Below are 25,002 nucleotides of genomic sequence, written 5' to 3' on the forward strand. Positions count from 1 at the left end.
TGGGCATGCCCAGCGGTCCGACGCGGCCGATCCGGGCCCAGTCCGTGCTCGGCCGGCTGCTGCGGCGACCCATGGCGGTGACCGGGATGATCATCATCGCTGTGGTCGTGCTGGCGGCGCTGTTTGCCCCGGTGCTGACGCCGCACGATCCCAATGAGCAGTATTTCGATGGCCTGACGCTGGAAGGTGCGCCTTTGGCGCCCAATGGACAGTTCTGGTTCGGCACCGACCTTCTGGGTCGCGACCTGCTGAGCCGGCTCATCGTCGGGGCGCAGACCTCGCTGGTCATCGGCGTGGTGGCCAATGGCATTGCCGTGATCCTGGGCTCGCTGGTGGGCATTACCGCCGGCTATTTCCGCGGCATTGTCGGCGCGGTGTTGATGCGCTTCACCGACCTCATGATGAGCTTTCCGGCGCTGCTGCTGGCCATCGTGCTGGCTGCCATCTTCCGGCCCAGCCTGTGGATCGTGGCTCTGGTCATCGCCATGGTCAACTGGGTGCAGATTGCCCGCGTGCTCTACACCGAGACCCGCTCGCTGTCCGAGCGTGAATTCATCGAGGCCGAGCGGGCGCTGGGCGCGGGATCGCTGCTGATCCTGTGGCGCCACATCCTGCCGCATCTGGTGTCGACCATTCTCGTCTGGGGCACGCTGGGTATTTCCACCACCGTGCTGCTGGAGGCGACACTGAGCTTTCTGGGTATTGGCGTGCGGCCACCGACGCCGAGCTGGGGCAATATCATCTTCGAGAACCAGACCTATTTCGCCACGGCGCCCTGGCTGGTGTTCATTCCCGGCGCCGCCATCCTGCTGCTGTCGCTGGCCTTCAACCTGCTGGGCGATGCGCTGCGCGACATTCTCGATCCCACCCAGCAGGGGAGCTCGTCATGATCGGCTATCTCGCCCGCCGGTTCGGCCAGGCGGCACTGATCCTGCTCGGCATCAGCCTGGTGACCTTCGTGCTGCTCTATCTGCTGCCGGCCGATCCGGTGCGCCAGATCGCCGGGCGCAGCGCAACGGCCGAGACGGTGGAGAATATCCGTCGCCAGCTTGGGCTCGACCTGCCGCTGTGGGAGCAGTACTGGCGCTATCTCACCAACCTGCTGAGCGGTAATCTGGGCCGCTCCTATCTGCAGAAAAGCGAAGTTTCCGAGCTGATCGCCGCACGCCTGCCGGCCAGCCTGCTGCTGATGGCCGGCGCCATAACCTGCGAGTTGGCGATCGGGCTGACCATGGGGGTACTGGCGGCCGTGCGGCGGGGGGCATGGGTCGACAATCTGCTGATGGTGATTTCCTTCATCGGCGTATCGGCACCGCAGTTCGTCGTCGCCATCCTGCTGCTGTACGTCTTTGCCGTGCAACTGGGCTGGTTCCCCATCGGGGGCTACGGCACCTTTGCCCACCTGGTGCTGCCATCGCTGACACTGGGCCTGCTCGGGGCCGGCTGGTATGCCCGCATGATGCGGTCCTCCATGCTCGAGGTGCTGCGGCAGGACTATATCCGCACCGCCCAGTCCAAGGGCCTGCGCGGCCGCGTCGTGCTGTTTCAACACGCCATTCCCAATGCCATCCTGCCCATCGTTGCCATGATCGGCATCGATATCGGCATGTTCATGAGCGGCATTGTCGTGGTCGAGAGCGTTTTCGGCTGGCCCGGTATCGGCCAGCTGGCCTGGCAGGCCATCCAGCGCGTGGACATCCCCATCATCATGGGCGTCACGCTGGTCTCGGCTTGCGCCATCGTCATCGGCAACCTGGTTGCCGACCTTGTCGCCCCCCTCATCGATCCGCGCATCAAACTGCGCTGACCGCCCAACCCAAGGAGAGACCAAGCATGCGCAGACTTCTGTTATCCGGAATTGCCCTGGCCGTCCTGACCATGGCATCCCCAGTTTTCGCCCAGGACGAGAAGCAGGGTGGCTCGATGATCGTCACCTACAAGGATGACGTGGCCACGCTCGATCCCGCCATCGGCTATGACTGGCAGAACTGGTCGATGATCAAGTCGCTGTTCGACAGCCTGATGGACTATGAGCCGGGCACCTCGACGCTGGCCACCGACCTGGCCGAAAGCTACACCATCTCCGATGACGGCCTGACCTACACGTTCAAGCTGCGCCCTGGCGTCAAATTCCACAATGGTCGCGAGATGACCGCCGAGGACGTCAAGTACTCGCTCGACCGTGTCACCGATCCGGCGACGCAGAGCCCTGGCGCGGGCTTCTTTGCCTCGATCGCCGGGTTCGATGCCGTGTCGGATGGTTCGGCAACCGGGCTGTCCGGCGTTTCGGTGGTCGATCCGCTGACGGTCGAGATCAAGCTCACCCGACCCGATGCCACCTTCCTGCATGTGGTGGCACTCAACTTCTCCTCCATCGTGCCCAAGGAAACGGTGGACGCGTTCGGCGCCGATTTCGGCAAGCATCCGGTCGGCACGGGCGCCTATTCGCTGGCCGAATGGACGCTGGGCCAGCGTCTCGTCTTTGCCCGCAATGCCGACTACTGGAAGGCCGGCGTGCCCAAGATGGACGAGATCGTCTTCGAGATCGGCCAGGAGCCGACCGTGGCGCTGCTGCGGCTGCAGAATGGTGAAGTCGACGTGCTGGGGGACGGCATTCCCCCGGCGCAGTTCCTTGAGGTCAAGGACAACCCAGACTATGCCGACATGATCATCGAGGGCGGGCAGCTGCAGACCGGCTATATCACCCTCAATGTGACCACGCCGCCCTTTGACAATCTGGAGGTCCGCAAGGCCATCAACATGGCCATCAACAAGGACCGCATCGTCCGCATCATCAACAACCGCGCGGTGATCGCAAACCAGCCGCTGCCACCCTCCATGCCCGGCTATACCGAAGGCTATGAAGGCATTGCCTATGACGTGGAGGGCGCCAAGGCGCTGCTGGCCGAAGCCGGGTTGCCCGATGGCTTCACCACCGAACTCTATGTCTACAATGTCGATCCCAATCCGCGTATCGCCCAGGCCATCCAGCAGGATCTGGCGGCCATCGGCGTTACCGTGGAACTGCTGTCGCTGGCGCAGGCCAATGTGATCGAGGCCGGCGGCGCCGGTACTGCGCCGATGATCTGGTCGGGCGGCATGGCCTGGATCGCGGACTTCCCCGATCCGTCCAACTTCTACGGCCCCATCCTGGGTTGCGCCGGTGCCGGCGAGGGCGGCTGGAACTGGTCGAAATACTGCAATGAGGAGCTCGACGCCATGGCGACGGCGGCGGATTCGATGATCGACCCGGCCAAGGCGGCCGATCGCTACCAGGCCTGGAGCGACGTCTATATGGGCGTGATGGCCGATCTTCCCTGGGTGCCGGTGTTCAACGAGCAGCGCTTCACCATGAAGTCGGCCCGCCTGGGTGGCCCCGATGCCATCTTCGTCGATCCGGTCCATATTCCCGTCAACTACGACTATGTGTTTGATAAAGATGTGCAGTAACTGCGACTACACCATCCACCGCGTGAACCATCACTTCGGGTGGGATCATTCGATCCCGCCCGTGCAGAGGGTTGCCCCCGGTTCGTCGGTCTATTTCGAGTGCCTCGACAGCGGGGCCGGGCATTTTACCCCGGCCAGCACCGTGGCCGATGTGTCCACGCTCGACTTTTCTAAGGTCAATCCGGTCACCGGCCCCATCTATATCGATGGGGCCCAGCCCGGTGACGCGCTCAAGATCACCATGGAGGGCTTTGAGCCCTCCGGCTTCGGCTGGACCGCCAATATTCCCGGCTTCGGGCTCCTGGCGGACCAGTTCAAGGAGCCGGCGCTGACGCTGTGGAGCTATGACAAGGCCAGCATGGCGCCGGCGGCCTTCTCGAAAAATGGCAAGGTGCCACTCAAGCCGTTCTGCGGCGAGATGGGCGTCGCCCCGGCGGCGCCGGGCAATCACTCGCAGGTGCCGCCGCGCCGGGTGGGTGGCAATCTCGACATCCGCGACCTCACCACCGGCACGGTGCTCTACCTGCCGGTCGAGGTCGAAGGCGCGCTGTTCTCGGTGGGCGACACCCATGCCGCCCAAGGCGATGGCGAGGTCTGCGGCACCGCCATCGAGAGCCAGATGAACGTGGCGCTCAAGTTCGAGCTGATCAAGGGCGCCAACCTGGCCATGCCGCGCTTCACCACGTCGGGGCCGGTGACCAACCATCTCGACGCCAAGGGCTATGAGGTGACCACCGGCATCGGGCCGGACCTGATGGCGGGCGCGCGCGATGCGCTGTCGGGCATGATCGACCTGCTGGGCAGCCAGTATGGCCTGTCCGCCGAGGAGGCCTATATGCTGTGTTCGGTTTGTGGCGACCTCAGGGTTTCCGAGATCGTCGACATGCCCAACTGGGTGGTCAGTTTCTACTTCCCCCGGATCGTTTTCGAGTGAGTGCCCAGACTGCCCCCTTGCTCGAGCTGCGCGGCCTCGTCACCGAGGTCGCGTCCTCTTCCGGCCCACGGCGCGTGGTGGACGGGCTCGGCTTCACGCTGGAGCGCGGCAAGACCCTCTGCATTGCCGGCGAGTCAGGCTCGGGCAAGTCGATGACCGCGCTCTCGCTGATGGGGCTGCTGCCCCAGCCCATGGCGCGGGTCAGCGCGGGGTCGGCGCTGTTCAAGGGGCGCGACCTGTTCGGCCTGGACCGGGAAGCGATGCGGGCCATTCGCGGTCGTGAGATCAGCATGATCTTCCAGGAGCCGATGACCTCGCTCAACCCGGTGATGACGGTGGGACGGCAATTGTCTGAGGCGATCACGGCGCATGCCACGCTGACCGCCAGCGCGGTCCGGACGCGCGCTTTGGAACTGCTCGATCAGGTGCAGATACCCGAGGCGGCGCGGCGCCTGACGCAATATCCGCATGAGCTCTCGGGCGGCATGCGGCAGCGAGTGATGATCGCCATCGCACTCAGCCAGCGGCCCGATATCCTGATCGCGGACGAGCCGACCACCGCCCTTGACGTTACGGTACAGGCGCAGATCCTCAGTCTCATTCGCCTGCTGCAGCAGGAGACCGGCACGGCGGTCATCATGATCACCCATGACATGGGCGTGGTGGCCGAAATGGCCGACCATGTCCTGGTGATGAAGGACGGGCGCCAAGTCGAGACTGGCCCCGTGCGGGCCATCTTCGCGTCACCGGCGCGGCCCTATACGCAGGCCCTGTTGGCCGCCGTGCCTGTGCTCGGCTCCATGGCCGGCACCAGCCTGCCCAAGCGTGCCGACCCCGCGCCTGTCCCTGCCAGGGAAGTGCTTGATGTCGACAATCTGCGCGTGCGCTTTGACCTGCGTGGCGGCTTGCTGCGCCAGGTCAGCAAGCGGGTCCACGCCGTGGAGGGCATTTCGCTGCGCCTTCATGCCGGCGAAACCCTGGCCCTGGTCGGCGAAAGTGGCTGCGGCAAGTCGACGACCGGCCGGGCCTTGCTCAACCTGGTGCCATTCACCGGCGATGTCCGGGTCAACGGCACCCATATTGCCGGGCTGCGGTCCGACCAGATGAAGCCGGTTCGGCGCGACATCCAGATGATCTTCCAGGACCCCTATGCCTCGCTCGATCCGCGCATGCGGGTGGGCGACCTGGTCGCGGAGCCGCTCAAGATCCATGGGCTGGCCAAGGGCAGCGAATTGACCGACCGCGTCGAATACCTGTTCGGTCGCGTCGGACTGCCGCCCGAGGCAGCGTCGCGCTATCCGCACGAATTCTCGGGCGGCCAGCGCCAGCGCATCTGCATCGCGCGGGCGCTGTCGCTGTCGCCCAAGATCATTGTCGCCGACGAAAGCGTCTCGGCCCTCGATGTCTCGATCCAGGCCCAGGTGCTCGACCTGCTGCAGGACATCCAGAACGAGACAGGCATCGCCTATCTCTTCATCTCCCATGACATGGCGGTGGTCGAGCAGATCAGCCATCGCGTGGCGGTGATGTATATGGGGCGGTTCGTCGAGGTGGGAACCCGGGCGCAGCTCTTCGAGAACCCGCAGCACCCCTATACAAGGGCGCTGATGGCCGCCGTCCCGGTGCCCGATCCGTCGCGCGACCGCCGCCGCTACGTGCCGTTCGATGGCGACCTGCCCAGTTCGGTGCGCCCCCTTGGTTACGAGCCACAGCCGGTCATCTATCGGGACATCGGGGCCGGCCACCTCGTCGCGGTAGGGGGCTGAGAGGCCGATCCATCGCGGGCAGCGTGCCGCGGCCGGACAGGCTGGACGGGCAGGGCCCGGATTTCCGCCATTGCGCCCAGGTGGCGCTTGACCAGAATTTTCACCGTCCGCCAGACGGGGGTATTGCATAAGGCCCTGTCCTCCCATAGTTACTGCGGCGGTGAGGCCTCGTGGCGGAGTGGTTACGCAGCGGATTGCAAATCCGCGTACTCCGGTTCAATTCCGGACGAGGCCTCCAGTAATTTCCCAATAGCATCGACTGACTGACACTGATCCTGGCCCTTGAGTGGCTGGGTTCGTGCCATTGCAGGTCCTTTCCCGTCGGTTTTGCGGTTTCTCCCACACTCCCGGCAAATCCGTGACATAGGACAGGGCACATGGGGATGGGTAGAATGGGCAACTCGATTTACGCGAAGGTGGCCCTGGTCGGCTGCCTGCTTGTCTTTGGCGCGCTGGCTGTCGCCGCCGGGGAGAACGATGCCTGCAACATCAAGGGCAATGTGAGCACCCAGGGAGAGCGCATCTATCACGTGCCGGGTCAGAAATATTACGATGACACCCGGATCAGTGCGTCGCATGGTGAGCGCTGGTTCTGCTCAGAAGAAGAGGCCCGCGCTGCCGGCTGGCGCCGCTCCAAAGTTTAGAGCGAACGGTCCTGCCGGCGGTAGATGAGGTCCGCCTCAGCTGCCGGGCACCACGATAACAGGTGGTGGCGGGACATAGACGGGAATCGTTGGCAGGGCATCAAACCGGCGTTGCACGATCAAGTCCTGCTGGGTCTTTTGCAGCGCGTCGATCTGGAACTGCAGGTTGCGCTGGCGGCTTTCAGCCGCCAGTTCGTTCTGCAGGCAGACGATGCGTGCGCCATTGGCCTGGATTTCTTCTGCCGTGTTGCCCGGCGCAGGTGCGGGACACGCGGCCTGGGCGGCTCCTGACGACAAAGCGAGCATCACAAGGATCCGGGCGGCGGTTTTGATCATGGTCGCATGCTGCGCGTTGGCTTGGGTCAAGGCAAATCACGTCTGGTTGGTTCGGCGGGCTGCACACCACTGCTGTCAATTCCGGCCCATGGCCAGAATCTGCCCGGTCCACTGATGGTTGACCGGCTGCTTCGCGCGGGTATCTGCTTGGACCAGCTCGCCCCAGTCAGCCTGCCATAGCGAGCAATCGCCGCTGACGACGATCTCGACATCGTTGCGATTGGCAATTCTGATGGCCAGGGCAAAGGCCTTTGACAGCGGCAAGGGTGTGGCTGTGTTGGGGCTGGCCTCGCCATGGGACCAGACGACGTTTGACGGTCCAATGACCGTGGCGCGGTCTTCCCCGGCAGGATCGACAAAGAGGTAGAGAGTAACCAGGTGGTCTACGGCCTCGTAGACATAGGTGAACGAGCTTTTCATGGGAAAGCTCCTTGTTCGTCAGATGACACGACCTGACGTGAGCAGGGACAACGTCTCAACCTGGCGGATGTTCCGTTGGGCCTCGCTGACGAGGCAGCGGTGCTGGGCGAATACTTGCTGTTTTGGTCTGCATTGCTTGCCGGGCAATGCCGCCGGGGCTAGGCTGTGATCTGGGTTCATACCCCTCATGCATCACTGTTTTTGTGGCGACATACCTTATGGCCTTGCCAAGCGGGGGAGGCTGGGGATATTCACGTCCAGCATATGATCGGCCGGGGCAGACGACAGCAATGACACAATTCGAGCAGCTGCGCAGCAAGATGGTCGATAACCAGCTGCGCACGAGCGGCGTGACGGAGCCAGCGCTGCTGGCCCAGATGGCTCAGGTGCCTCGAGAGCGCTTCGTTCCCGCCGATCGTCAGTCCGTTGCCTATATCGATGACGTGCAGTGGCTGGGGAAGGGACCTGCTCGACGCTTCATGATGGCCCCCGCGATCCTGGCGAAGCTGCTGCAGCTGGCCGCCATTACGCCAGACGATGTCGTTCTCGATGTCGGTGCGGGTACCGGCTATGGCACGGCCGTGATGGCAGGACTGGCCCGCTCGGTTGTCGCTCTGGAGGCCGATCCCGATCTGGCTGCCACGGCCAGCGCGCTGCTGAGCGATCTCGGCATCGCCAATGCGGAGGTCGTCACCGGCGATATCGCGGCGCTGCGGCGCACCGGATTTGACGTCATCGTCGTCCAGGGCGCACTTGATCATGTGCCACAGGCGCTGTTTGCGGCGCTCAATGACGGCGGTCGCCTGATTGCCCTGATCCGCTCGGGCGGTGTCGCCGTGGCCAATGTCTTCGTCAAGACCGGCAATGCCATTGCCGCCCGCGGGGAGTTCAATGCCACGCTGCCGCCGCTGGTGCAGGCACAGCCGCAACCGGAATTCGTTTTTTGAGGTCGCCGGTGGGCGATGGAAATGCTGCGCCTGCTGTTGCCCTGCGGGCACTGTCGGGAGCGAAACGCACTTTAAATTTTGACCGCCATTGCGCGCCAGGTTGTTAACCCCATCTGCCACGCATAGAGTTTGCGGGATATTGGAGAGACTTGCATGAGTTTTCGCGGGAAATTGGTCGCAAGTGTAGTGGCTTTGATGGTCAGTGCCGTCGCTGTGGGCGGTGCGCAGGCTCAATCGATCGCGCAGGCTCTGACCACGGCCTATGATTATGCGCCTGATCTGCAGGCAGCCCTGCTCAGCGCCAAGTCCTCGGCGGAGAACATTGCCCTCGCCACGGCCGCCAAACGCCCCACCATCGGCGCTTCGCTCAGCGGCAGCTACAACTGGAGCGTGGTCAACAGCAATTTCAATGACAACAATACGCTGACCACCGGCCTTTCCTACAACCAGACGATCTTCGACAATGGCAAGACCGATGCCGAGATCGAGGCCGCCCGCGCCGGTGCCGAAGTTGCCGAGTACCAGATCCGCAGCACCGAGCAGACGGTGCTGCTTGCCGTGGTGCAGGCCTATATGAATGTCTATAGCGGCCGCCAGCTGGTCGCGCTGCGCCAGGAAAACCGCAACTTCTATTCGGCGCAGCTGCAGTCCTCCCGGGACCGTCTCGACGTCGGCGAGGGTACCCGCATCGACGTGGCGCAGGCCGAGGCGCGCCTGGCGCAGGGCGATGCCGCCTACCGTGCTGCTGTCAGCAGCCTCGAGATCAGCGAGGCGACATTCCAGCGCTACGTTGGCCAGGCCCCGCAGAACCTTGATCCAAGCCACAGCTTCTCCCGCCTGATCCCCAGTTCCCTCCCGGCGGCGATTGCCGCTGCCGAAGTCGACCATCCGGCCCTGCTGATGTCCAAGGCGGCCATTCGCGCTGCCCAGGCATCGAGCGCCAGTGCCAAGGCGCAGTTCGGCCCCACCGCCAGCATCACGGGCTCGGCCGGCAGCCGGGCCACCGGACCGACCAAGGGTGCCACTGACGGCTTCAGCGGCTCGGTCGGCTTCCAGATCACCGTGCCTATCTATGCCGGTGGTGCCATCGGTGCCGGTGTGCGCAAGGCCAATATCGAGCAGATTCGTTCGGAGGTGAACGCCATGTCCGCCTATGACCAGATCCGCGAAGCCGTGATTTCGGCCTGGGCCGGCATACAGAGTGCCGATGCGCAGATTTCGGCTGCCAATTCCGCCGAGTCTGCCGGGCGTACCGTCGTTGACGGGGTGATCCAGGAGCGCGATCTGGGCACCAGCACGACGCTCGACGTGCTCAATGCACAGGCCGAACTCACCACGGCCCGCGAGGCCCGGATCACCGCCTCGACCAACAAGGTCATCGCCACCTTCTCGCTGCTGGCTGCCATGGGCCACCTGACGGCGTCCGATCTGGGTCTTGCCGTCGAGGTCAAGTCAGCGGTCCGCTATACCGACGCGGTCGATGACGTCTGGGCCGAACTGCGCAGTGTCAAAGAATAAATCCGACCCTCTAGTCCATCTTTGGTGGCCGAGCATCGCCCGGCCACAAGTTTTAGTGGAAGACCTCGGCTATTGGCAGGTCCGTGATCCCTAAAATTTGCTGCCCGGTCTAAGCTGTTGTTCACGAATCAGGGTTTGGCCGCGTTTGCGGGGGCCGTTTTTCCGGTTCGAGCGCATGAGTAAGAGGCACCTATGAACAAGCCGGCACCCAAAGAACCCTCAATGGATGAGATTCTGTCGTCCATTCGGCAGATCATCGCCGACGATGATGCCTCCGGGGTTCCCCGCCGGGCCGCCAGCCTGGCGGCAGCCGATCCCATGCAGGCCGCGCCCGCACATGCGGCCGACCGTGACCTCAGCGACATGCTTGGCGATATCGAACCGCTGGCCCTCAGCCCGTCGCAGATCGTTGACGATGCCGACGATGATATCGCAGGCTTCAGCTTCGACTCCATTCTGGCCGATACGCCTGTGGAAGAAGACGATCCCATGGCCGTTGCCGCGCCGACTCTGGTCGATCCCGAGGATATCAGCTTTGCGCCCGCTGCTGCCGATGAGGACGACGACCTCCCCTCATTCGATCCCCCGGTGCAGCGCGTGATCCCGCCCGATCCGACGCCGGTGGCCGCCAAGGCCAAGCCCGCGCCGGCACCCGAGCCCGAGCCGGAATCGTTGATGGCTGGCATGGACTTCGATCTTCCCAGTTTCAACCCCGAACCCGAGGCCGAAGCCGGCTTCGAGATTCCCGAGTTCAATCCCGAGCCGGCGGCCGAAACCGGTTTTGAAGCCGACGCCGAAATGGCCAGCTTTGCCCCGACAGCCCAGCCTGCTGCGGCACAGCCCGCATCGCTGCCCGATGCGACGCTGTCGGCCGACATGGCCTCCCAGTTGCTTGAGCCGACCACACAGGCCGCCGTCCGCAGCTCGATGACCAAACTCAACGGCCTGGGCCTTGGCAATACCGGCGCCACCATCGAGTCGCTGATGCGCGATATGCTGCGGCCCATGCTCAAGGAATGGCTGGACGAAAATCTGCCATCGGTCGTCGAGCGCATGGTGGAAAAGGAAATCGCCCGGGTTTCTCGCGGCGAATAGCCTGTTCCGTCATCTCTGATGCCCTGCCATGCGCGATACGGTTGACCCCGCATCGCGCATTTGCTTGAAGTCTCCCCCAAACCCCTGTCCGACCCGTCAGGTCTTTCTCGCGTGAGAATGTCCTTGGCGGGTCGCTGTTGTTGCGAGTGACCAATGCTTGAAAAGTCCTATGAGCCCGGCGCCGTTGAGACGCGCGTCTATGCCGACTGGCTCAACGCCAAGGCCTTTGCCGCCGGGGCAGGGGCCGCGCCCGGCGCCGAGACCTTCACCATCGTCATCCCGCCGCCCAATGTCACCGGCTCGCTGCACATTGGCCACGCGCTCAACAACACGATCCAGGACATCCTGGTCCGCTTCAACCGCATGCTGGGCAAGGATGTGCTCTGGCAGCCAGGAACCGACCATGCCGGCATTGCCACCCAGATGATCGTCGAGCGCCAGCTGATGGAGCGCCAACAGCCCGCCCGTCGCGAGATGGGCCGCGAGAAATTCGTCGAGCGCATCTGGGAATGGAAAGCCGAAAGCGGCGGCACCATCATGAACCAGCTCAAGCGCCTGGGCGCTTCGGCTGACTTCTCGCGCGAACGTTTCACCATGGGCGAGAACGGCGCGGCCGGCGACCAGATGGTGCGCGCCGTCACCAAGGTATTTGTCGAGCTGCACAACCGCGGCTTGATCTATCGCGCCAAGCGCCTGGTCAACTGGCACCCTGGGCTGGAAACCGCCATTTCCGATCTCGAAGTCGAGAATATCGAGGTCAAGGGCCATATGTGGCACCTGCGCTATCCGCTGGCCGATGGCGTTACCTACCAGTTCCCCGTGAAAGACGAAGAGGGCAATGTCACCGGGACTGAAACCCGCGACTACATCATCGTCGCTACCACCCGGCCCGAGACCATGCTGGGCGACAGCGGTATTGCCGTGCATCCCGAGGATGAGCGCTATGCCAGCCTCGTCGGCAAGTTCGTCGACCTGCCGCTGGTCGGCCGCCGCATTCCCATCGTCGCCGACGAGTATGCTGATCCGGCGCTCGGTACCGGTGCGGTCAAAATCACCCCGGCGCATGATTTCAACGACTTTGAGGTCGGCGTTCGCAACCAGCTCGAACAGATCAATGTCTTCACTACCAATGGCGCGATCATCTCGGCCGAGTTCATCCCGGGCGCCTATCGCGGTCTCGACCGCTTTGCTGCGCGCAAGGCCATCGTCGCCGACCTGACGGCGCTGGCGGAAGAGGATCCCACCCGCGGCCTCGATCACATCGAGGACAAGAAGATCATGGTGCCGCATGACGAGAAGAGCAAACTCGTCGTCATCGAGCCCTTCCTGACCGACCAATGGTGGGTCAAGGCTGACGTGCTGGCGCAACCCGCCATGGCCGCCGTCCGCGAAGGCCGTACCAAGTTCGTGCCGCAGCAATATGAGAACACCTATTTTGCCTGGCTGGAAAACATCAAGCCTTGGTGCATTTCGCGACAGCTCTGGTGGGGTCACCAGATCCCGGCCTGGTATGGCCCGGATCAGGAAGCCTTTGTGGCCTCTAGCGAGGCGGAGGCGCAGGCCCTTGCCGACGCGCATTATGGCGCGCGGACGGTCATCAAGCGCGACGAAGACGTGCTCGATACCTGGTTCTCCTCGGCCCTCTGGCCCTTCTCGACCCTAGGCTGGCCGGACGACACGGCCGAACTGCGCCGCTATTACCCTACCGACGTGCTGGTCACCGGCTTTGACATCATCTTCTTCTGGGTTGCCCGGATGATGATGATGGGGCTGGAATTCCTCAAGGAAGAGCCGTTCCACACGGTCTACATGCATGCCCTGGTCCGCGACGAAAAGGGCCAGAAGATGAGCAAGACCAAGGGCAATGTCATCGACCCGCTTGAGCTTATCGACCAGTATGGCGCCGACGCCACCCGCTTCACGCTGGCCGCCATGGCCGCGCAGGGCCGCGATCTCAAGCTGTCGATGAGCCGGGTCGAGGGCTATCGCAACTTCGTCACCAAGATCTGGAACGCCGCGCGCTTCCTTGAGATGAATGAGTGCCGCCGCGTCGAGGGCTATGACCCCAAGGCCAACAAGCTGCCGCTCAATCGCTGGATTGTCGGGGCCACGGCGCGCGGCGCAGCGGCCGTCACCCAAGGCATCGTCGACTACAAGTTCAACGAAGCCGCCAATGCCGCCTATGACTTTGTCTGGGGCACGTTCTGCGACTGGTATGTCGAGTTCGCCAAGCCGGTATTCATGGGCGAGGATGAGGCGGCCAAGGCCGAGACCCGCGCCACTGCTGCCTGGGCGCTCGACCAGATCCTGACCATCCTGCACCCCTTCATGCCCTTTGTCACCGAAGAGCTCTGGGCCGAGACCGGCAAGTTCGGCACGCCGCGCGACAACATGCTGATCCTGACGCGCTGGCCCGATCTGGCGGGTCTGGAAGACGCTGCAGCCGATGCCGACCTCACCTGGCTGATCGACGTGATCAACAATGTCCGCTCGGTGCGCAGCGAGATGAACGTGCCGGCCAGCGCCAAGCTGTCGCTGGTGGTGGTCGGCGCCAGTGAAACCACGCTGCGTCGTCTGGTAGCCGGGACCTCGCTGATTACCCGCCTGGCACGCCTCGAAGACATCACGCCGCAAGCCGATGTGCCCGGCGAGTCGGCACAGTTCGTCGTGGGCGAGGCCACATGGGCCTTGCCTTTGGCCGAGTTCATCGACATTCCGACCGAAAAGGCCCGCCTTTCCAAGGAGGTCGACAAGCTCGACGCCGAAGTCGCCCAGATCGACAAGAAGCTGGGCAATGAGCAGTTTGTCGCCAAGGCACCGCCCGAGGTGATCGAGGAGCAGAAGGCCCGTCGGGAGGCTGCCATCGAACGCCGTCATCATATCGCCGAGGCGCTCAAGCGCCTGAGTTGAGAACGCCCATGGACGATACACCGCGCCGCCCGCCCGTCCAGACCGTCGACAATGGGATGATTGGCGTTGGCGCGGTGCTGGTATTCGATGGGCGTGGCGGCGCCACCCGTCACGAACCCGGCGCTGCCGAGCCCGTGGTGCCGACCCGCGGCTTCAAGCTGGTTTGCGGCAATGCCAGATCGCCTGAATTCAAGGTCTGGCTCAAAGAAGAACTCGGCGCCTTCAATGCCGAACTGCTGACCGTGCCCAGCAGCCGGTCCCGCTGCACGGTCATCGAGGACCGGGCCATGGTGGTGATGCGCGTGGCGCGCCCCGGCGCCGAGCCCGACGATATGGGCCGACAACTGCTGACCATCTGGATCGAGAAGGGGCGGGTCATCATCGCCTCCGAGCTCAATATTCTCGACTTTGTCGGAGTCGCCAACTGGATTTCGGCCCACCATGCGCCGATCTCGCCCGCCGATCTGGTGGCCCGCATGGGTCTGCGGGCGGCCGATAGGCTGGAGCCCCTGGTGGAAATCCTGGGCAATCGCCTCGATAGCATCGAGGAAGGCCTGATCCTGCAGAACAATCCCAAGGCCAGCGCCCGGCTGGCGGATCTGCGTCGCAATCTCATCAATTTCCGCCGTATCGTCTGGCCGCAGCGCGATCTGCTGAACACCCTCGAAATCGAGGATCTCAGCTTCTTTACCGCCCGCGACCGGCTGCGCCTGCGCGAAGCTTCGGCGCGCACCGCCCGCATCGGCGACGAATTGCAGTCGCTGTCCGAGCGCGCCGTGCTGGTGCATGAACAGATCATCGATGCGCGTGCCGAACAGATGAACCGCACCATGCTGATCCTGGCCGCGGTCACCGTCGTCTTCATGCCGCTGACCCTGATCACCGGCGCGCTGGGCATGAATGTCGAGGGCATACCGCTGGCCGGCGCCTCGCACGCCTTCTGGACGGTCTGCGCCATGCTGTTCGTGCTGGCCCTGGGCATTGTCTGGTGGATGCGTGGGCGCCGCTGGCTGTAGAATGGGTCCGGGCGCTATGCGCCCGAACCACTTGCCTCAGATGCTGGCTCGATCCTGGTGCAGCCGGGCATAATATCCCCCCGCGGCCATCAGCGCGTCATGCGACCCTTCTTCGGCAATCCCTTCCTCCGTCAGCACGATGATGCGGTCGGCATGGCGCACCGTCGACAGACGATGGGCGATGACGATGGTGGTGCGGCCTCGGGCCAGGGTCTGCAGGGCCTCTTGCACCGCCGCCTCGCTCTCATTGTCGAGTGCGCTGGTGGCCTCGTCAAAGATCAGGATTGGTGGGTTCTTGAGGAAGGCGCGCGCAATGGTCAGCCGTTGCTTCTGTCCACCCGACAGCCTGACGCCGCGCTGGCCGATATCGGTGTCATAACCACACGGCAGCGCCATGATGAAGTCATGCGCATGGGCTGACCTGGCCGCTGCGACGATCTCGGCGTCGCTGGCCTCGGGCCGTCCATAGCGCAGGTTCTCCGCCACGCTGCCGGCAAACAGATACACGTCCTGCGCCACCACGCCCACGCTGGCGCGCAGCGAGGCCAGGGTCACGTCACGAATGTCCTGGCCGTCGATGCAGATCTCGCCGCTGCTGACCTCATAAAACCTTGGAATCAGCGCGCAGAGCGTGCTCTTGCCCACCCCCGAGGGGCCGACAATGGCGACGAACTCGCCCGGAGCAATGTCGAGTGAGAGGTTGGAGAGCACTGGTGGGCCATCGCCGTGATACGCAAAGCTGACTTGTCGGAAGGCTATGGCCCCCGTCACCGCCCGCAGGGGCCTGGCGCTGGTGCGATCGACAATCTCGGGCTGCAGCTCGAGAATTTCCATGGCCCGCGCGAAGCCGGTATGGCCCTCCTGCCAGACCCGCACCACATTGGCGAGGCGCCGGACCGGATCGACCAGCACGCCGACGCAGAGCAGGAAGGTCAGCAGCTCCGCCGTGGTCAGGTCGGCGGCGATGATGCGCAAGGCGCCCGCCACGATGACGCAGATCGTGACGATCTGGGCAAAGCCCTCCATGCCGACCGAGAACCACGCCTCATTGCGGTAGCCGTCCCGGCGGCTCTCGACAAAGTCCTGATTGGCTAAGTCGAACTGGGCCAATTCCAATCCCTCGTTGCCGAAGGACTGCACCACCCTGATGCCGGCCAGGCCATCCTCGACACGCTCGTTGATGGCGCCGATTCGGACCTTGTTGCCCAGCCAGGCCAGGCCGATGCGGCGGTTGAAATAGAGCGCATAGACCACCGCCAGCGGGATCATGGCGGCGATCATGCCTGCCACGACCGGATTGATCAGGAACAGGATGGTCAAGGCTCCCGCCATCTTGAGCAGGCCGATGGCTAGGTCCTCCGGCCCGTGATGGAACAGTTCGCCCAGCGCGAAGGTGTCGTTGGTGATCCTGCTCATCAATTGCCCGACCTTGTTGCGGTCGTGAAAGGCAAAGGACAGCTTCTGGCAATGCGCAAACAGTTCACGTCGCAGGTCGGCTTCAATGCGCGATCCCATCATGTGGCCCTGATAGTCGACAAAGAAGGTGGCTACCGCCTCGACGAGGAAGACCCCCACCATGATGGCGCCGACGAAGAGGATTTGGCGAAACCCGTCACCGGTGCCCGAGAGCTCGGCAAGGTGGGCGGTGAGGTAGCTGGCGCAGAGCGGCAGCGCCACGGCGGAGGCCGCCACCAGCATGGCGCAGCCAAGGTCGGCCAGCAGCAGGGGGAGGTGCGGCCGATAATACGAGACGAATTTGCGCGCTCGCGCCCGTTGCCGGGCGACGATGGCAGGATCGGTTGCTAGGGTCTGAAAGAGTCTGCTGAAAAGGGGACTACGGCGCCCGTCGGCTGGCGCTCCCGTCCAGGGAAACTGAAAGTGCATGAGGTGTCATGTCCGATTGATGTTTGGCGGTGATTGCTGCGGACATGGTTTTCATCTTGCACTCCAGGGTGGCTTGTTGCCGTGCCGATTATGCTCAGTCGCTGGCGCGGGAGCAACCGGTGCCATGGTCTTTACCGGCTGCTGTGCTCGCGCGGACACAGCGCGGCTGCCGGCTCTGTGACGATTCGGCAACAAGATCGGTGAATCCGATTTGCCACACCGGGTGGCAACCATTTGGCGATGTTTGTCGCCACAATCTCACCCTAAACCGATCCTGCTGAGGCATCCGGGGCGGGTGACCGATGGCGTTGTTGAGCATCAGCTCGTTTCGTCTGCACACCCGCACCACGCCAAAGTCGATGGGATAGCCCGAATGCCTGCATGCCAGTGCAGGCTTGGGCCGGGAAAAGCTTGGGAGGCCAGACGTCGACGTGACCGATATGATCGCTGTACTGCAGCGCCCTATCATTTCCAGTATTGCAGGCGGCCCGCGCGATCTCGTGATCGGGCTTGCTTCAATGCGGTCACAAACGCGGCTTAACAAATTCTTAACAGGGTCCTTCTTGCGGCAATCGAAGCCAGCGGACTCGTCGCGGAGGCCGGCGCAGATGCCGGCGCCGACCCCATCACAAATTCGTCGCCCGGACGTCCGGGCCGGCGAAATGAACACAACCTGCGCCAGCGCGGGTAAAAGGAGTACGATGCGGACCATTAGGGACCATTCCCTGATTTCCGTGACGATCGCAGCCATCCTGGCCCTGTCGGCCTCGATCCTGCCCGTGCACGCACAGACGGCGGCCGACGCCGCGCTGAACATGGCCAATATGCTCGACGGGGCAGGTGGAGGCGTGTCCAGCAGTGAATTGCTGGCCGCGCTGCAGGATGCCGCCGATGCCGGCCAACCTATGGCCATGTGGCAGCTGGGCACGATGTATGAGAATGGCGAGGGCGTGGCCCGTGATCCGGTCAAGGCCTTCGGCTTTTTTGCCCAGATCGCCAACCAGCACGCCGATGCCGCCCCCAAGGGTGTCGAGGCCGATATCGTGGCCCGGTCCTTCGTCAAGGTGGGCGACTACTACAAGGAAGGGCTGCCGGACGCCGGCATTCCTGCCGATGCCAACCGGTCCCATGCCTTGCTGCTGCATGCCGCCACCTATTTCGGCGATGCCGATGCACAGTACCGCGTCGGCCTGCTCTATCTGCAGGAAGATGAACTCGGCCTCAGCCCGCTGCAGAGTGCCCGGTGGTTCTCGCTGGCTGCCCGCAAGGGGCATTGTCCGGCCCAGGCCCAGCTTGGCGACATGCTGTTCACGGGCATCGAAGGCATCGAGGCCCAGCCGGTCGAGGGCTTGATGTGGCTGAGTATTGCCCATGATCGCTGCGCCGGTACTGGTGACGCCGCCTGGGTCGACGAAAAGCTGATGCACGCCCAGTCGCTGTCCAGCCCCGAACAGCAGGATGAGGCTGCCGCTCTGGCGCGCTCCATCGCGCCGCAGTTCGCCGGTTTCTGATTCCGGGCTTGCAGCCTAGAAGCTGAACTGGCCTTCCACCGGCACGTGGTCGCTCGGCTTGTCCCAGCCGCGCACATCCTTGTGGACGCGCACGTCATTGAGCCGGTCTGCCGCTTGCGGTGACAGCATCAGGTGATCGATGCGGATGCCGGCATTGCGCCGCCAGGCCCCCGCCTGAAAATCCCAGAAGGTAAAGGCCTGCTCCGCCGTGACGGCGCGGAGCGCATCGGTCATGCCCAGATTGGTCAGGGTGCGGAAGCGTTCGAGGCTTTCGGGCCGATAGAGCGCGTCGCCCCACCACGCCTGCGGATCATGCGCGTCGATCGGGGCGGGGATCAGGTTGAAGTCGCCCAGCAGGACGAAGGGCTCTTCGAGCAGCAGGCGCTCGGCGACATAGGCCTCCAGCCGCCGCATCCAGGCCAGCTTGTAGGGGAATTTCTCGCTGTCGACCGGATTGCCATTGGGCAGATAGATGCCGCAGACCCGGATGGCGCCAGAATCCACCGAGAATACGCCCTCGATGAGCCGCGCCTGCTCGTCGCTGTCATCCCCGGGCAGCCCGCGGGTGACCTCGTCGAACGGCAGCAGCGACAGGATGGCAACGCCATTCCAGCTCTTCTGGCCGTGCGTTTCCAGATTATAGCCCAGTGCCTCGATCTCGGCCCGGGGAAAATTTTCGTCGACCGATTTGATTTCCTGAAGCACCACGATGTCGGGCTTTTCCTGCGCCAGCCAGGTCAGCAGGATGTCGAGGCGGGCCTTGATGCCGTTGATGTTCCAGGTGGCGATGCGCATGACGGTCTCCGTTGCGCGAAAACTAGCTGTCCTGTGGGCAGGGGGCAACACTAGAGGCTGGCATAAACCGCTTCATACACCGCGGTGCGATAGGCGCCATCGCTGCCCTCAAGGCCGGTATTGCTCATCGACACCACGCAAAGCCCGTTCTGCGGGTCGATCCACCAGTTGTGCCCATAGATGCCGCCCCAGCGCACGGTGCCGCGCGCCGCGGGTAACCCGGCAGCCCGCGGATCGTCGACAAAGGCGCCGAAATAGCTGAACTGCAGGCCTGGGCCCACCGCCTGGGCCAGCTGCGGCGACTGGTTGGCCAGGCCCAGCGCCACGGTTTCGGGCCGCAGCACAGCCCCGCCGCCGCTGCGCAGGGTCTCGGCCAGTGCCATGAAATCGAGCCCGGTGCCCGCCGCGCCACCGCCGCCGGACTGGAAGGCCTGGGCGTCGAAAATGCGGCCGGGATCATACGTTGTCATGCCGCCCCAGGCATTGGGCACGCTGTGTGGATCATCCATCAGCACGGCGCCGTTCGGAGCATCGGCATAGGCAGCCGCCAGCCGCACCGGGTCGGTGACGCCAAACCCGGCATCCCGCATCCGCAACGGCCCGGTTACGTATCGCGCGATGGCGTCGCCGGGCGTGCCGCCGACCAGCTGGCCGGCAATCACGCCCAGCACGTCGATCGAGGGCCCGTAGGCCCAACTGCTGCCCGGCGCAAAGGCCAGGCCGAGCCCGGCCAGCCGCGCCATGATCGCGTCGGTGCCCAGATGCCAGCGATTAACCCCGGCCGCCTGCTCGGCCTGTGTCAGGATCGAATCGGCGCGCAGGCCCGATGTATGGGTCAGCAGGTGATGGATGGTGATCTCTGGTGCGCTGCCGTCCGCCAGCGCGGGCCTAAATGCCGGTAGGAAATGCGTCACCGGGTCATCCAGCCGCAGCTTGCCATCATCCATCAGCGCCAGGATGGTTGCGGCGACCAAAGGCTTGGTCAGGGACGAATAGCGGAAGATGGTGTCGATCGTCATTGCTCGCCCGGCCTCCCGGTCGGCCCGGCCATGAGCCTTTTCGTAGAGCCGGCGGCCGTCCTTGTGCACCAACAGGACCGCGCCAACGATCCGTCGCTCGGCGATCGCCCGTGATACCACCGCGTCCAGTGCCTGTTCGATATCCATGGCCATCAGTCCTTCAATCCGGCATAGACCGCGTCGCGCACTGCGTCGACATAGGCGCCGTCGACCCCGGCCGGCGCGGTATTGCTCATCATCAGCACCGTCAGCGCGCGTTCCCGGTCGACAAACCAGGAATGGCCATAGATGCCGCCCCAGCCCAGTGTGCCGACGCTTTCCGGCGTCCTGGCCGCGACGGGGTCGACGATGATGTCGGAAAAATAGCTGAACTTGCAGCCGGGTACCCGGAACACATCCCCGGTCTGCGCGCTGGCGGCCGAGGCAAAGGTCTCGACTCGGAGGAGGTCCGGGGCGCCTGCACGGATCTGGTCGAAGAACTTGAACAGATCAGCCGGCGTGCCGACCATGCCCGCGCCGCCGGCCTGGAACGCCGCGGGATTGAACGCCCGGCAGGGCGAAAACAGCACTGTCGTGCCATCCGCATTGCGATGCCGGTAATGGTCGCCCATGGGCGCCGGCCCCGTTGCCGTATTGGCGTAGTTCGCCGCCAGTCTGGCCTTGTCCGTGATGTGGAAGGCGGTGTCCATCATGCCCAGCTTCTCGGTGACGAAGTGCGCGACGGCTTCTTCTAGCGTGCCGCCGAACACCTTGGCGACCACGGCGCCGAGCACGTCGATAGAAACTGAATATTCCCAGCGCGTGCCCGGTTCGTAGCGCAACTCCTGCGCGGCGAGGCGGGTGAAGTTCGTTTCATAGTCGAGGCTGTCATCGGCCAGCCCGGTCGCCACGCCGGATTCGGGCGCATAATTGTAGCTCAGCCCGGCTGTGTGGGTCAGCAGGTGCCGGATGCGGAGGGTGGGGGTCGTTCCTTGATAGTGCGGGGTGAAAAAAGGCAGGTGGTCCGCCACCGCGTCCTCGAGCGATAGCTTGCCCGCGTCGCACAGCGCCAGTGCCGTCAACGACACCATTGGTTTGGTCAGCGAAGCCAGCCGGTAGATCGTGTCGAAACCGGCCTCTTGTCCAGTCTCCCGATCGGCCAGCCCGAAGCTATGCCGATAAAGGCTCCGCCCGGCCTGAGCCACCACGACCGCGCCGCCGACAAGCGTTCCCTTGGCGATGGCCGTGCTGGTGATCTCGTCGAGGCTGGTCTGCAATTCCATGACATGGCTCCGGTTTTTGCCCGGAGCATAGAGCGGCCAATAGCCTCTGTCTGCCTGGTATGGAAGCTTTAGACGGCGAAGCTGGTGCCGCAGCCGCAAGACGCGACAGCATTGGGATTGCGGATCTCAAAGGCCTGGCCGATCAGGCTGTCGACGAAGTCGATCTCCGAGCCGCCCATGAATTCCAGGCTCATGGAATCAATGAGCACCACGGCGTCGCCCTTTTGCAGAACGATGTCGTCGCTGCCGGCCTTTTCCTGTACGAGATTGTATTCATACTGAAATCCCGAGCAGCCGCCGCCGGCCACCGATATGCGCAGCACCGTGCCTTCGGCCTCCTTGGCGAGAATTCGCGACACGCGCTTGGCGGCGCGGTCGGTGAGCACGACTTGGGTCGGAGCGAGGGCGGTTTCGGTCATATCAATTCCGTGCCGTTTCGTAATGTCATAACGGTCAGGCTAAAATAGTAACTCTTGCCGGAAATGAAAAGGGCCAAAAGATTGGGTAACGATCAACGATGAGCCATACTGCTGTTTATGCCTCCAAACCCGAGCTTTCGCTGGGGCGTATTGATGGTGCCGGGCCTAGCCCGACCCGCAGCGAATTCCAGCGCGACCGCGACCGCATCATCCATTCAACCGCCTTTCGCCGCCTGCAGCACAAGACGCAGGTATTTTTCGAGCATGACGGCAATCATTTCCGCAACCGGCTGACCCATACGCTCGAAGTCAGCCAGATGGCGCGCTCCATGGCGCGGGCGCTGCATCTGAACGAAGACCTCGCCGAAGCCATCGCTTTGTCGCATGACCTGGGCCACACGCCCTTCGGCCATGCCGGCGAGCGCGCCCTGCATGCCGCCATGGCGCCCTATGGCGGCTTTGACCACAATATCCAGGCCATGCGCGTCGTTACCCTGCTGGAGAACCGTTATGCCGAGCATGACGGGCTCAACCTGACCTGGGAAACGCTCGAAGGCATCCTCAAGCATAATGGACCGCTGACCAATCCTGACGGCACGCCCTATGGCAAGTACGCCGAAGAGGGACTCCCCGCGGGACTCGACGACATTGCCGCCTGTGCCGATCTGCGCCTGTCGAGCTTTGCCTCGCTCGAGGCCCAGACCGCTGCCATTGCCGATGACATCGCCTACAATGCCCATGACGTCGATGACGCCCTGCGCGCCGGGCTGATTACCTTGACCGACCTGCTGGACGTGCCCTTCGCCGGGCCGATCGTGCGAGAGGTCCTGGATCGCTATCCCGATATTGCGCCGAAGCGGCAGGCTCACGAGGTGCAGCGCCGGCTGATCACCCGCAGCATAGAGGATGTCATCGCCACCACTGCCGCCAATATCGACGTGGCCGGGGTCGCTTCGGCCGAAGACGTGCGCATGGCGGGGCGGACGCTGGTCGCCTTTTCGCCGCAGCTGGCCGCCGCCGTGGATGGCCTCAAGAGCTTTCTGTTCGCGCGGGTCTATCGCCATGAATCGGTGATGGTGCCGGTCCGCCAGAGCGAGCAGCTGGTGCTGGACCTGTTCGACCGCTATTTCGACAGCCGCGATCTGCCCGGCCGCTGGGGCGTGGCAGCGCGCGCCGCTCGCACGGATTCCGAGCTGGCCCGCATCATCGCCGATTTCATCGCCGGCATGACCGATCCCTATGCCTTGGCCGAACATGCACGGCTGTTTGACGCTCGCCCGGAATTCCGTTAACCCCGGCGCACTCTAATAGTCAGGTCTATCATGGACGTTTTCGCTCTGTTTTCCGCGCGCGTCGCCAATGCGATGCATGTTCTCTACCCCGAAGTGGGCGCCGATCTGCTGGCCCGTATCGTGGTCGAGCCGCCGCGCGATCCTGCCCATGGTGACCTCTCCACCAATGCCGCCATGGTCGTGGCCAAGCCCTTGGGAAAAAATCCGCGCGAGGTGGCCAATGCGCTGCTCGAGCACTTCAAGCATGATGGTGATGTGGCCAGCGTGGAAGTCGCCGGTCCCGGCTTTATCAATTTCCGGCTCAATGCGCCGATCTGGCACCAGGTGTTGCGCTCCATTGCCGAGCAGGGCGCTGATTATGGCCGTTCCACGCAGGGCGGCGGCGAAGCGGTCAATATCGAGTATGTCTCGGCCAATCCGACCGGGCCCATGCATGTCGGGCATACGCGCGGCGCCGTCTTCGGCGACACCCTGGCTTCGCTGATGGCGTTTTCCGGCTTCGAGGTGACGCGCGAATATTACATCAACGACGCCGGCAGCCAGATCGACACGCTGGCGCGCTCCACCATGCTGCGGTACCGCGAGGCGCTGGGCGAGGCAATCGACATTCCACCTGGCTTTTATCCCGGTGACTATCTGGTGCCGGTCGGGGAGGCCCTCAAGGCGGAGTTCAGCGATTCCCTGCTGGCCAAGCCGGAAGCTGAAGCCTTAGCCATCGTGCGCGAGCGCGTGCTGGCAGCCATGCTGGAGCTGATCAAGGCCGACCTGGCGCTGCTGGGCATCCATCACGATGTGTTCTTCTCCGAGCGGCAGTTGCACGGGCAGGGCGGCGACATCGAGCTGACCCTGGCCTGGCTGCGCGAGATGGGCATGATCTATGAGGGTCGTCTCGAGCCCCCCAAGGGCAAGGCGCCCGAGGATTGGGAAGATCGTGAGCAGACGCTGTTCCGCGCCACCGATTATGGCGACGACACCGACCGGGCGCTGATCAAGTCGGACGGCTCCTACACCTATTTTGCTGCCGACATCGCCTATCATCGCAACAAGTATCTGCGCGGCTTCAAGCACATGATCAACGTGCTCGGCGCCGACCATTCCGGCTACGTCAAGCGCCTGCAGGCGGCCACCAAGGCCGTCTCGCTCAATGCTGCCGATATGGATGTGCGCATCTGCCAGCTGGTGCGGCTGCTCAAGAATGGCGAGCCGTTCAAGATGAGCAAGCGGTCCGGCGACCTGGTCACCCTGGCCGATGTCGTGGAGGAAGTGGGCGCCGACGCGACCCGCTTCATGCTCATGTATCGGCGCAATGATGCGGCCATGGACTTCGACTTTGCCCTGGTCAAGGAGCAGACGAAGGACAATCCGGTGTTCTACGTGCAGTATGCGCATGCCCGCGCCCATTCGATCTTCAGGACTGCGGCGCGCGAACTGCCTGATCTCGACCTGTCCCCGGCCGCCCTGGTCGGCGCCGAGGTCGAACGCATCATTACCCCGGCTGAACTGGACCTGGTGCGGGTCCTGGCCGCATGGCCCCGCACGGTCAGTGCCGCCGCTATTGCGCATGAACCCCACCGTATTGCATTCTATGTGCATGACCTCGCAGCGGCCTTCCATAGCTTCTGGGCGAAGGGTAAGGATGATGTTCAGTTACGTTTTGTTAACCATGACGATCCAAAGCTGACATTCGCCCGACTCGCCTTGGTCGACGCTGTCCGTCAGGTCATCGTCAACGGGCTCGGCATTCTGGGCGTGTCCGCACCGACGGAGCTTTCATAATTCTGGCG

Annotated in this window: 21 protein-coding genes and 1 tRNA gene; 15 read left to right on the forward strand and 7 right to left on the reverse strand. The window is 63.8% G+C overall.

From position 1 onward, the window contains the following. Positions 1-5 precede the first annotated feature (5 nt). The 7 genes from AC4NN3_RS03250 (at position 6) to AC4NN3_RS03280 (ending at position 6,794) form a co-directional block, all read left to right on the forward strand. Entirely contained in the window at positions 6-890 is an 885-nt protein-coding gene (locus AC4NN3_RS03250) for an ABC transporter permease (RefSeq protein WP_491926454.1), read from the forward strand. Next, a complete protein-coding gene (locus AC4NN3_RS03255) occupies positions 887-1,807 on the forward strand; it encodes an ABC transporter permease (protein WP_491925680.1) in 921 nt (306 codons plus the stop codon). The genes AC4NN3_RS03250 and AC4NN3_RS03255 overlap by 4 nt, the downstream gene beginning before the upstream one ends. Positions 1,808-1,833: 26 nt before the next feature. Continuing rightward, positions 1,834-3,450, forward strand: coding sequence for an ABC transporter substrate-binding protein (locus AC4NN3_RS03260; RefSeq protein ID WP_491925681.1), 1,617 nt, complete (start codon positions 1,834-1,836; stop codon positions 3,448-3,450). Next, positions 3,440-4,384, forward strand: a complete 945-nt coding sequence (locus tag AC4NN3_RS03265; protein WP_491925682.1) for an acetamidase/formamidase family protein — start codon at positions 3,440-3,442, stop codon at positions 4,382-4,384. The genes AC4NN3_RS03260 and AC4NN3_RS03265 overlap by 11 nt, the downstream gene beginning before the upstream one ends. Further along, a complete protein-coding gene (locus AC4NN3_RS03270; protein ID WP_491925683.1) occupies positions 4,381-6,150 on the forward strand; it encodes an ABC transporter ATP-binding protein in 1,770 nt (589 codons plus the stop codon). The genes AC4NN3_RS03265 and AC4NN3_RS03270 overlap by 4 nt, the downstream gene beginning before the upstream one ends. A gap of 164 nt (positions 6,151-6,314) precedes the next feature. Next, a tRNA-Cys gene (locus tag AC4NN3_RS03275) sits at positions 6,315-6,388 on the forward strand. Positions 6,389-6,542: 154 nt separating this feature from the next. Beyond that, positions 6,543-6,794, forward strand: a complete 252-nt coding sequence (locus tag AC4NN3_RS03280; RefSeq protein WP_491925684.1) for a sunset domain-containing protein — start codon at positions 6,543-6,545, stop codon at positions 6,792-6,794. Positions 6,795-6,830: 36 nt separating this feature from the next. Here the strand turns inward: AC4NN3_RS03280 and AC4NN3_RS03285 are convergent, their stop codons facing one another. Next, positions 6,831-7,160, reverse strand: coding sequence for a hypothetical protein (locus tag AC4NN3_RS03285; RefSeq protein WP_491925685.1), 330 nt, complete (start codon positions 7,158-7,160; stop codon positions 6,831-6,833). Between the two features lie 45 nt (positions 7,161-7,205). Then, the gene (locus AC4NN3_RS03290; RefSeq protein WP_491925686.1) at positions 7,206-7,550 is read right to left on the reverse strand and encodes a hypothetical protein; all 345 of its coding nucleotides are present in this window, start codon (positions 7,548-7,550) and stop codon (positions 7,206-7,208) included. 290 nt (positions 7,551-7,840) lie between these two features. On the opposite strand from AC4NN3_RS03290, the gene AC4NN3_RS03295 reads away from it, so the two are divergent. From AC4NN3_RS03295 to AC4NN3_RS03315, 5 genes are all read left to right on the forward strand, one after another. Next, positions 7,841-8,497: a protein-L-isoaspartate O-methyltransferase family protein gene (locus AC4NN3_RS03295; protein WP_491925687.1), complete on the forward strand. Its 657-nt coding sequence runs from the start codon at positions 7,841-7,843 to the stop codon at positions 8,495-8,497. A gap of 195 nt (positions 8,498-8,692) precedes the next feature. Beyond that, on the forward strand, positions 8,693-10,015 hold the full coding sequence (locus tag AC4NN3_RS03300) for a TolC family outer membrane protein (protein ID WP_491925688.1): 1,323 nt from the start codon (positions 8,693-8,695) through the stop codon (positions 10,013-10,015). A gap of 222 nt (positions 10,016-10,237) precedes the next feature. Next, positions 10,238-11,110, forward strand: a complete 873-nt coding sequence (locus AC4NN3_RS03305; protein ID WP_491925689.1) for a PopZ family protein — start codon at positions 10,238-10,240, stop codon at positions 11,108-11,110. Between the two features lie 153 nt (positions 11,111-11,263). After that, positions 11,264-14,020 carry a valine--tRNA ligase gene (locus AC4NN3_RS03310; RefSeq protein ID WP_491925690.1) on the forward strand — a complete coding sequence of 919 codons (2,757 nt, stop codon included), beginning with the start codon at positions 11,264-11,266 and terminating at the stop codon, positions 14,018-14,020. An 8-nt stretch (positions 14,021-14,028) separates the two neighbouring features. After that, positions 14,029-15,036 carry a CorA family divalent cation transporter gene (locus AC4NN3_RS03315; protein WP_491925691.1) on the forward strand — a complete coding sequence of 336 codons (1,008 nt, stop codon included), beginning with the start codon at positions 14,029-14,031 and terminating at the stop codon, positions 15,034-15,036. Between the two features lie 36 nt (positions 15,037-15,072). Here AC4NN3_RS03315 and AC4NN3_RS03320 read toward each other — a convergent pair whose 3' ends face one another. Further along, complete coding sequence (locus AC4NN3_RS03320) at positions 15,073-16,734, reverse strand: ABC transporter ATP-binding protein (RefSeq protein WP_491925692.1); 1,662 nt, start codon at positions 16,732-16,734, stop codon at positions 15,073-15,075. Positions 16,735-17,621: 887 nt separating this feature from the next. Here AC4NN3_RS03320 and AC4NN3_RS03325 point away from each other — a divergent pair. Then, positions 17,622-18,431, forward strand: coding sequence for a tetratricopeptide repeat protein (locus AC4NN3_RS03325; RefSeq protein ID WP_491925693.1), 810 nt, complete (start codon positions 17,622-17,624; stop codon positions 18,429-18,431). A 15-nt stretch (positions 18,432-18,446) separates the two neighbouring features. Here AC4NN3_RS03325 and xth read toward each other — a convergent pair whose 3' ends face one another. The 4 genes from xth to AC4NN3_RS03345 form a co-directional block, all read right to left on the reverse strand. Beyond that, positions 18,447-19,226 carry an exodeoxyribonuclease III gene (gene xth / locus AC4NN3_RS03330; protein ID WP_491925694.1) on the reverse strand — a complete coding sequence of 260 codons (780 nt, stop codon included), beginning with the start codon at positions 19,224-19,226 and terminating at the stop codon, positions 18,447-18,449. A gap of 50 nt (positions 19,227-19,276) precedes the next feature. Then, positions 19,277-20,392 carry a serine hydrolase domain-containing protein gene (locus AC4NN3_RS03335; RefSeq protein WP_491925695.1) on the reverse strand — a complete coding sequence of 372 codons (1,116 nt, stop codon included), beginning with the start codon at positions 20,390-20,392 and terminating at the stop codon, positions 19,277-19,279. A 5-nt stretch (positions 20,393-20,397) separates the two neighbouring features. Beyond that, a complete protein-coding gene (locus tag AC4NN3_RS03340) occupies positions 20,398-21,507 on the reverse strand; it encodes a serine hydrolase domain-containing protein (RefSeq protein ID WP_491925696.1) in 1,110 nt (369 codons plus the stop codon). A 68-nt stretch (positions 21,508-21,575) separates the two neighbouring features. Continuing rightward, a complete protein-coding gene (locus AC4NN3_RS03345) occupies positions 21,576-21,926 on the reverse strand; it encodes a HesB/IscA family protein (RefSeq protein ID WP_491925697.1) in 351 nt (116 codons plus the stop codon). Between the two features lie 98 nt (positions 21,927-22,024). Here AC4NN3_RS03345 and AC4NN3_RS03350 point away from each other — a divergent pair, with 98 nt between their 5' ends. Beyond that, the gene (locus tag AC4NN3_RS03350; protein ID WP_491925698.1) at positions 22,025-23,218 is read left to right on the forward strand and encodes a deoxyguanosinetriphosphate triphosphohydrolase; all 1,194 of its coding nucleotides are present in this window, start codon (positions 22,025-22,027) and stop codon (positions 23,216-23,218) included. Between the two features lie 30 nt (positions 23,219-23,248). Then, positions 23,249-24,994: an arginine--tRNA ligase gene (argS, locus tag AC4NN3_RS03355; RefSeq protein ID WP_491925699.1), complete on the forward strand. Its 1,746-nt coding sequence runs from the start codon at positions 23,249-23,251 to the stop codon at positions 24,992-24,994. The last annotated feature ends 8 nt before the right edge of the window (positions 24,995-25,002 follow it).

The organism is Devosia sp. MDV22-iso42, assembly GCF_058629155.1.